Below are 6,655 nucleotides of genomic sequence, written 5' to 3'. Positions count from 1 at the left end.
GAGGACATTAAGAATCCATGTCACTTTGAGTGCCCACACAGATTGTCTGATAAATTGTTAAAGAGCAGTTGCGACGCGCTTCAGCGCTCTGTCGCGAGGTGGCGTATATTACGCTTTCCCGCTTCAGAGTCAAGCGTTTGTTTTGCTTTTCTCTGCTGACCGGCGGCTTGCGTGCCGTTGTTCCGTGTCAGTGGAGGCGCATTATAGGGAGTTCTTCTGAAGTGACAAGCACTAAATACAAAAAAAATTTCGTTCGCTCACTTTTCAAACTCAACGCTTATTTATCCCGCGCATCGTCCGTTAAACGCGCAATTTCACGGGCAAAACTGGCGACCTGGGCCCAGTCCGTATAAACCACTTCTTTACGCGTATCCGTTTCCCCGCCCGTCATTTTCATGATCAGGCGGATCATAAAGCGGTCATACCAGCGGTAACGCGGGTAACGCAGCGCGCCAGCAAAGACAGAACAGATATCGGGCTGCCATGGCGAACTTAGCAAAAACTTGCGCGTATAGCTGTTGGTCTGCGGCGTACGCTTCTCCGCTTTACGGGCAACCAGGTTGACCGAGTAAAACGCGCCAGGCAGCTGAGAAAGCTCCGCCGTATGCTTTTTCACAAAGCGATCCAGCGCCGGATGGAAATGGCCGTAACGAATTGAAGCGCCAATGACCACGCGGTCGTAATCTTGCCAGGCAATCTGCTCTGTGCGATTCAGGTTCACCACATCAGAATAAATGCCCAGCTCTTTGAGTTCAGAAGCCAGATATGAAGCAATCTCACGCGTTTGTCCGTCACGCGTTGAGAAAAGAATTAACGTTTTCACCAATGTCTCCTTACTCACGCCAGAATGTTGGGGTAAACAGCACCAGCAGCGTAAAGACCTCAAGACGCCCAAACAGCATATTGGCGATTAAGATCCACTTCGCCACCGGGTTCATACTGGCGAAGTTATCCGCCACGACGCCCAGCCCCGGCCCCAGGTTGTTTAACGTTGCCACCACAGAGGCGAAGGCAGAGAAATCATCCACGCCCGTGGCGATAATCGCCAGCATACTGACAATAAAGACCAGCGCATAAGCGGAGAAGAATCCCCACACCGCTTCGAGGATGCGCTCCGGCAGCGCGCGGTTCCCCAGCTTAATACTGTAAACCGCATTCGGGTGGACCAGACGTTTCAGCTCACGGTTCCCCTGCTTGAACAGCAGCAGAATGCGGATCACCTTCAGACCGCCGCCCGTTGACCCGGCGCAACCGCCGATAAACGCAGAGCACAGCAGCAGCACCGGCAGGAACAGTGGCCAACGCGCAATACTGTCCGTGGTGAAACCAGCGGTTGTCGCCATCGATACCACCTGGAAGAAGGCCTGGTTCAGGGTCGTGACCGCCGAGTTATAAACATCGTGGAACCACAGTACCAGGGTACAGATAACCACCAGGGTCAGCTGGACGCCAATAAACATCCGGAATTCCGGGTCGCGCCAGTACACCTTCAGGCTCCGTCCGCTAAGCAACGAGAAGTGTAGACCGTAGTTACAGCCTGAAATCAGCAGAAAGATGGCAATGATGGTATTGATTGTCGGGCTGTCGAAGTAGCCGACGCTGGCATCGTGGGTGGAGAACCCGCCGATAGCAATAGTCGCAAAGCTGTGCCCGATGGCATCAAACGCAGGCATCCCGGCAAACCACAGCGCCAGCGCGCAGGCCACCGTCAGCAGGACATAGATAAGCCACAGGGTTTTCGCCGTCTCCGCAATACGTGGGCGCATCTTGTTATCTTTCAGCGGGCCGGGCATCTCTGCCCGGTAGAGCTGCATCCCCCCGACGCCCAGAATCGGCAGGATAGCTACCGCCAGGACGATGATCCCCATACCGCCGAACCACTGGAGCATCTGCCGGTAAAAGAGAATCGCATGCGGGAGCGAATCCAGCCCCACAAGCGTGGTGGCGCCGGTGGTCGTTAATCCGGAGAACGATTCAAAAAACGCATCCGTGACGGTGAGATTCGGTTGTTCGGAGAAGATAAACGGCAGCGCACCCACGCTTCCCAGTACCGTCCAGAACAGGACCACAATCAGAAACCCCTCCCGGGATTTCAGTTCACCTTTCTCACGGCGGTTTGGCCACCACAGCAGGGAGCCAATCGTCAGCGCGACAAAAAAGGTTTGCGTAAATGCACGCCCCGCGCCGTCCCGGTAGATGAGCGCCACCAGTCCGGGAATGATCATTGTCCCGGAGAAAAGTATGACCAGCAATCCAACGATTCGGGTAATGGCACGAAAATGCATCTCTGCCGCTTCCTTAGGTATTCAAAATTGTGAGGTGGGGATTATTCTTCAATCGGCAGTAATTGCAATGAACCGCGACTAAAATCAGCGAGTTTTGCTGAAAAAGCAGCCAGTTCCGCCTGAGGAAGCGCCACGCGTAATTGCACCATTGCCTGATAATCACTGTGTGCGATGACACCGTTAAACTGTTTAAGCAGTGCTTCGATACCCGATAGCTGGGCGTAATCGCATAACAAAGTATATTCCGTAAGTGGCGTTTTGCGGGTTGTTATCAGCAGATTAAGCGCCTGCTGGACACCACCTCCGTAGGCTTTAACCAGCCCTCCGGTGCCTAACAAAATGCCCCCGTAGTAGCGGACCACGACGGCGGTGATTTCACCCACGCCGCTGCCCATCAACTGGGATAGCATCGGTTTTCCGGCCGTACCCGCCGGTTCACCGTCGTCAGAAAACCCGAGCTGCTGTGAGTCGTCTGGCGGCCCTGCGACCCACGCCACACAGTGATGGCGGGCATCGGGGTGCTGCGCGCGGACGGACTCGACGAACGCCTTCGCCGCCTCCACGCCGTCGGTATGCGCCAGCAGCGTGATAAAGCGGCTTTTCTTGGTTTCCTCAACAAAGGTGACCGGCTCGGCCGGTATCAGCCAGCTTTCCATCAGGCCAGCTTCAGATCTCGCGTCATGTTCTCAATGCTGTTCTCGTGAATAACCACGTTATCCTCGATACGAATGCCGCCATACGGCTTCAGCGCTTCAATTTTCTCCCAGTTGAAGTGCTTGCTGAATTGCCCTTCGCGCCACGGTGCCAGCAGGGATTCAATAAAGTAGATGCCCGGCTCGATGGTCAATACCATACGCGGCGCCAGAACGCGGGTGCAGCGCAGATAAGGATATTTAGACGGTGCCGCCAGGTGCGTACCGGTATCATCCTGCATAAAGCCCGCGACGTCATGAACCTGCAAACCCAGCGGGTGACCGATACCATGCGGCATAAATGGCCCGGTCAGATCGTTCTCAACCATCGCCTCTTCGCTCATGTCTTTGACAATCTGATGCTTACGCAGCAGTTTAGCGATGCGCTGATGGAACTGGATGTGATAATCCACGTAGCTGGTTCCGGCCTTCATGGTGCCAATCAGCGCCAGCTGTTCGTCGTTCACGTCTTTGATCAATTGCGCAAAATCGGTGTCCGCATTCGCCGCCCAGGTACGGGTCAGGTCTGCCGCATAACCATTGTACTCAGCCCCCGCGTCCAGCAGGAAGCTGCGCATCTCAGCCGGAACCTGATGATCCAGTTTGGTGTAGTGCAGGACCGAGGCATGTTCATTCAGCGCCACGATGTTGCTGTACGGCACGTCGGTATCGCGGTGGCCGGTCGCCGTCAGGTAGGCCTGATTAATATCGAACTCGCTCATACCGGACTGGAACGCTTCGTGCGCCGCACGGTGGCCATTCACCGCCGTTTTTTGCGCTTCACGCATGCAGTAAAGTTCGTAGTCGGTCTTGTAGGCGCGATAGTAGTGCAGATAATCCAGCACGCCTTTCGGGTTGAGTTTATCTGCCGGAATATCCAGACCCAGCGCACGCTCAGGAACCGGACCAATGTAGCCGATGTTGCCGCGCGCCGCTGGCAGCTGGCTGCCAATGCCGTCTGCTTTTGGCAGCGCAATCACGTCAATTTCTTCGGTCCAGAATGAGGTCGGCAGCGGCTCCACGTTGTGCCAGTAATCGACCGGCAGGTAGAACCACAGTTTCGGCTTGTTCACGCCATCCACCAGCAGCCAGCAATTTGGAACCTGCGTGACAGGCACCCAGGCTTTAAACTGCGGGTTAACCTTGAAGGGATAAGCATGGTCATCAAGAAAAGTATTCATCAGCTCGCCGGAGTGGATCAGCAGGGCATCCAGCTTGAAGCGGGCCAGTACATCGCGGGTACGTTCCTGTAGGGTAACGATATGATTTTTATAAAGCGAAGCCAGTGAGTCCATCATTCTTCCTTTCGTTTTTTTGACCTCAAGTCATCGCATCTTAGCACACCTCACTGCGGCTGCGTGATTTCCACCGACCGTGATCAGCGCAGCAATTTCTTAATGACTAATTTGCATTTTATTAACATAAATTCCACACTCCGTTTCATCTGGTATGACCAGATCCAATTGCTGGATTCAGGAGACCGACATGCTCTACAAAGGCGACACCCTGTACGTAGACTGGCTGGAAGATGGCATTGCCGAACTGGTGTTCGATGCCCCCGGCTCAGTGAACAAGCTTGATACCGCGACGGTGGCCAGTCTTGGCCAGGCGCTGGATGTACTTGAAAAGCAATCAGATTTAAAGGGGCTGCTGCTGCGCTCCAACAAAGCGGCCTTTATCGTTGGCGCGGATATCACCGAATTCCTGTCGCTGTTCCTGGTGCCCGAAGAACAGCTGAGCCAGTGGCTGCACTTTGCCAACAGCGTTTTTAATCGTCTGGAAGATCTGCCTGTCCCGACCCTTTCCGCCGTTAACGGCTACGCGCTGGGCGGTGGCTGCGAGTGCGTGCTGGCGACCGACTACCGTCTGGCGACGCCGGACCTGCGCATCGGCCTGCCGGAAACCAAGCTGGGCATCATGCCGGGCTTTGGCGGTTCCGTGCGTATGCCGCGCATGCTGGGTGCCGACAGCGCGCTGGAGATCATTGCCGCGGGTAAAGATGTCGGCGCAGAACAGGCGCAGAAAATCGGCCTGGTGGACGGCGTGGTTAAGCCTGAAAAACTGATTGAGGGTGCTATCGCCATTCTGCGTCAGGCGATTAACGGCGATCTCGACTGGAAAGCCAAACGTCAGCCGAAACTGGAGCCGTTGAAGCTCAGCAAAATTGAAGCCACCATGAGCTTCACCATCGCCAAAGGCATGGTGATGCAGACGGCGGGTAAACACTACCCGGCGCCGATCACGGCGGTGAAAACCATTGAAGCGGCAGCCCGTCTGGGCCGTGATGACGCCCTGAAGCTGGAAAACCAGAGCTTTGTCCCGCTGGCGCACACCAACGAAGCCCGCGCGCTGGTTGGTATCTTCCTTAACGATCAGTTCGTGAAGGGCAAAGCCAAACAACTTACCAAAAACGTTGAAACGCCAAAACACGCGGCGGTACTCGGCGCGGGCATTATGGGTGGCGGCATCGCCTACCAGTCTGCCTGGAAAGGCGTGCCGGTGGTGATGAAGGACATCAACGAGAAATCCCTGACGCTGGGCATGACCGAAGCGGCCAAGCTGCTGAATAAACAGCTTGAGCGCGGCAAAATTGACGGTCTGAAGCTGGCAGGCGTGATCTCCACCATCCAGCCAGTGCTGGAATACAGCGGTTTCGACCGTGTGGACGTGGTGGTTGAAGCGGTCGTCGAGAACCCGAAAGTGAAAAAAGCGGTACTGGCCGAAACCGAAGACAAGGTGCGTCCGGAAACCGTGCTGGCCTCTAACACCTCCACCATTCCTATCAGCGAACTGGCGAGCGTGCTGAAGCGTCCGGAAAACTTCTGCGGGATGCACTTCTTTAACCCGGTGCATCGCATGCCGCTGGTTGAAGTGATCCGTGGGGAAAAAACCTCCGACGAAACCATCGCCAAAGTGGTGGCGTGGGCGAGCAAGATGGGCAAAACGCCGATCGTGGTTAACGACTGCCCGGGCTTCTTCGTTAACCGCGTGCTGTTCCCGTACTTCGCCGGTTTCAGCCAGCTGCTGCGCGACGGCGCAGACTTCCGCAAAATCGACAAGGTGATGGAAAAACAGTTCGGCTGGCCGATGGGCCCGGCGTATCTGCTGGACGTTGTCGGCATCGACACTGCCCATCACGCGCAGGCGGTGATGGCGACGGGCTTCCCGCAGCGCATGCAGAAAGACTATCGCGACGCCATTGACGCCCTGTTCGACGCCAACCGCTTTGGTCAGAAAAACGGTCTGGGCTTCTGGCGCTATAAAGAAGACAGCAAAGGCAAACCGAAAAAAGAAGAAGATCCGGCGGTGGATGGCCTGCTGGCCGACGTCAGTCAGCCGAAACGCGACTTCACCGACGATGAGATCATCGCCCGGATGATGATCCCGATGATCAACGAAGTGGTGCGCTGCCTCGAAGAAGGCATTATCGCCAGCCCGGCAGAAGCGGATATGGCGCTGGTATACGGCCTCGGCTTCCCTCCGTTCCACGGCGGCGCGTTCCGCTGGCTGGATACGCTCGGCAGCGCCCGCTATCTCGATATGGCACAGCAGTACCAGCACCTCGGTCCGCTTTATGAGGTGCCGGAAGGGCTGCGTAACAAAGCGCGCCATAACGAACCCTACTATCCAGCAGTTGAGCCAGCCCGTCCGGTTGGCGCACTGAAAACGGCTTAAGGA

General features: G+C 56.0%; 5 protein-coding genes. 1 reads left to right on the top strand and 4 read right to left on the bottom strand.

What is annotated here, in order from left to right:
- Window positions 1-277: 277 nt before the first annotated feature.
- From hemG to pepQ, 4 genes are read right to left on the bottom strand one after another with little or no spacing between them, the layout of a single operon-like run.
- Window positions 278-823: a menaquinone-dependent protoporphyrinogen IX dehydrogenase gene (gene hemG / locus ACOTX5_RS18740; protein WP_032669011.1), complete on the bottom strand. Its 546-nt coding sequence runs from the start codon at window positions 821-823 to the stop codon at window positions 278-280.
- Between the two features lie 10 nt (window positions 824-833).
- Complete coding sequence (gene trkH / locus ACOTX5_RS18735) at window positions 834-2,285, bottom strand: Trk system potassium transporter TrkH (protein ID WP_006808591.1); 1,452 nt, start codon at window positions 2,283-2,285, stop codon at window positions 834-836.
- Window positions 2,286-2,326: 41 nt separating this feature from the next.
- The gene (locus ACOTX5_RS18730; RefSeq protein WP_047726943.1) at window positions 2,327-2,941 is read right to left on the bottom strand and encodes an IMPACT family protein; all 615 of its coding nucleotides are present in this window, start codon (window positions 2,939-2,941) and stop codon (window positions 2,327-2,329) included.
- Complete coding sequence (gene pepQ, locus ACOTX5_RS18725; protein ID WP_017382602.1) at window positions 2,941-4,272, bottom strand: Xaa-Pro dipeptidase; 1,332 nt, start codon at window positions 4,270-4,272, stop codon at window positions 2,941-2,943. Before pepQ ends, ACOTX5_RS18730 begins: the two co-directional genes overlap by 1 nt.
- Window positions 4,273-4,462: 190 nt before the next feature.
- Between pepQ and fadB the strand changes: the two genes are divergently transcribed.
- On the top strand, window positions 4,463-6,652 hold the full coding sequence (fadB, locus tag ACOTX5_RS18720) for a fatty acid oxidation complex subunit alpha FadB (protein WP_023304605.1): 2,190 nt from the start codon (window positions 4,463-4,465) through the stop codon (window positions 6,650-6,652).
- The last annotated feature ends 3 nt before the right edge of the window (window positions 6,653-6,655 follow it).

Source organism: Enterobacter cloacae complex sp. IR5441, assembly GCF_049238215.1.
In the GTDB taxonomy this organism is placed as follows: domain Bacteria; phylum Pseudomonadota; class Gammaproteobacteria; order Enterobacterales; family Enterobacteriaceae; genus Enterobacter; species Enterobacter hormaechei_C.
Note: the sequence above shows the minus strand (reverse complement) of the source record. Positions and strands in the feature narration are given on the sequence as shown.

Excerpts from the sequence above, each read along its gene's own strand:
- trkH (WP_006808591.1), bottom strand. The coding sequence starts at position 2,285 with ATGCATTTTCGTGCCATTACCCGAATCGTTGGATTGCTGGTCATACTT.
- ACOTX5_RS18730 (WP_047726943.1), bottom strand. The coding sequence starts at position 2,941 with ATGGAAAGCTGGCTGATACCGGCCGAGCCGGTCACCTTTGTTGAGGAA.
- fadB (WP_023304605.1), top strand. The coding sequence starts at position 4,463 with ATGCTCTACAAAGGCGACACCCTGTACGTAGACTGGCTGGAAGATGGC.
- pepQ (WP_017382602.1), bottom strand. The coding sequence starts at position 4,272 with ATGGACTCACTGGCTTCGCTTTATAAAAATCATATCGTTACCCTACAG.